The 2,013-nt window shown below is 33.6% G+C and carries 2 protein-coding genes; both read right to left on the bottom strand.

Annotation, left to right across the window (positions count from 1 at the left end):
* Positions 1-150 precede the first annotated feature (150 nt).
* Positions 151-786, bottom strand: a complete 636-nt coding sequence (locus AB4238_RS22350; RefSeq protein ID WP_372035826.1) for an MAE_28990/MAE_18760 family HEPN-like nuclease — start codon at positions 784-786, stop codon at positions 151-153.
* A 2-nt stretch (positions 787-788) separates the two neighbouring features.
* Complete coding sequence (locus AB4238_RS22345) at positions 789-1,865, bottom strand: DUF262 domain-containing protein (protein ID WP_372035823.1); 1,077 nt, start codon at positions 1,863-1,865, stop codon at positions 789-791.
* Between the last annotated feature and the right edge of the window lie 148 nt (positions 1,866-2,013).

The raw sequence follows: 2,013 nt of genomic DNA, 5'->3' as shown, positions 1-2,013 counted from the left end.
AAAAATGCAAATGGCTTAGCACCCACCTAAAAAGCGTAAACTCTTACGTCGATATTAACTATATAAAGGTATCACTCGGGCTTGTTCAACACTTGGGATAAGGACGCGGCTGCGCGCGGCCTATCCTTATACGTTAGGCAAGTTTTTCAATTAAGCTTCAACCATGTACTTTCTTTCTCTTAGAAAGATATCAACAAGCTCAATGAATTTTTCAAGCATCCTTTCTAAACTGTCACCTAACTCTTGTAATTCTGACAAAGTATATTGCCTACAAGAATCTCGAAAAGACTCTTCACCATGTGCTAATTTATTTCTTTTATTTTTTATTGTTAAGATATTTTCTGGATTTCTCCCTCTTAAATCAACCTTACCAATTCCATAGCTTTTACTAATATCGTTTAAAGACCGAAGATCAATATTTCCGGAAAATACTGTTATTCGCTTACAATACTCTTCAAAATTGGGAAACTTAAACTCACCACTAACAGTGTTGTCTAAATGATCTTTAACTTTTCGCTTTGATATATCAAAGTGGTAAAAACTAGCATACAATTTTTTAAACTCTTCTGAGAGTTCATCATATTTACAACCAGAAGCCCTATCATGAATATTGGTTATTGAAGAAGATACTGTTGCTTCCAGGTTATTATATAACAATAATGTATAACTAGATTTTAAGATTGATGATTCAAGAACCCCGCCACTTTCTGAAAGTGAAGCAATGTGTTCCAAGAGTTTTTTAGCTTCATCGTTTCTATCTTGAAAAGCAGACTTTACCGATAACATAACTAAAGCTCCAACACCTTGTTTTTGACGAACTCTATACGTTGTCTTACTTTATCTGGACTATGGCTACGATATTTTCCCGATATCAGTGTTTTAAATTCATGGTTTCTCAACCATAAACCTGCGTTTACTTTCTTCGTCAATTTAAGATCACTATTCTCATATAAAGCTTTTGCAACACCAACAGATAAAGCTTCAAAGAACATTCTAGATACTCCTTGATTTGCTTTCTTACAAAATCCATTTATGAAATTATCATTTACAAAGCCCAAAACTTGATCGAGTTGTTGCTTTTTAAATTCCATTTCAGTCTCTGTAAAATCAGTATTTTTATTCATCATATACTGGTCTAGCATAGTGATTATTCCAGCGCTATAGCCCTCATAACGTGGAAATGCATCGACTAATGCAAAAAACCTTAAGACTAATTCTTCATGTTCTTGTCGTTTAGTCACTGTTTTCGATAATGGTGCAATTTTTTTAAGCAACTCTTTGTTTTCAGATGTGTATGAATAAACGAAATCAGTAAAATCTCCCGAATAAATCCCCTTTCTTTTTTCCATATTCCGTAATAAATCACTTCCTTTGTTGATCCTTTCAAACAAATCATTTTTCACTTTTTCTGTCGCTGACTCAGATAAGACTATTGTCCTTATAGAGGTATTGACTATTTTCCTTTGTCTGGCCTTCGGTAAATATGAAAACTTCACTTCATTCATATTTTTTAACTTATCAAGTCCCTTTAAAGTCAGCTTATCTTCAATAAAGGCAACTATCGTTCTAATTCGTTGCGAGCCATCTACTATTTCAAGCCTTCCTTCACTATCCTCAGCTAAAAAAATAACAGGTATAGGTAATCCTAAAACTATGGATTCGATTAATGTAGATTGTCTGACATCATCCCACACAAATTCTCTTTGATAATCTGGAACATAGATATCATTTTCATCTTCATCAATACCATTTACATACTTTTGAACCAAATGTTCAATCGTAAATTCTTTTGTATCAAAATCTACTGTTTTCTTTTCCTCGTATATCTCGTTTTCAATTAGTTCAATCTTTTCTAGTTGTAACACTTACTTTCTCCTAATTTATACGGGGATATATCCATTCTTGAGTAATTGCCTAACGCCCAAATAACGGGCTAAAAATTGTGGGCTAAACTTGAGCGAAGCGAAAAAGCCCGCGGTTTTTAGTCCCTGTTTATTTGCTTGTTGAACGAAG

The organism is Shewanella sp. 10N.286.45.A1 (assembly GCF_041470405.1).
In the GTDB taxonomy this organism is placed as follows: Bacteria; Pseudomonadota; Gammaproteobacteria; order Enterobacterales; family Shewanellaceae; genus Shewanella.
This window is presented reverse-complemented; position numbering and strand designations above follow the sequence as displayed.

Bases quoted from the DNA above. Each gene is read 5' to 3' on its own strand.
- AB4238_RS22350 (WP_372035826.1), bottom strand. From the start codon at position 786: ATGTTATCGGTAAAGTCTGCTTTTCAAGATAGAAACGATGAAGCTAAA.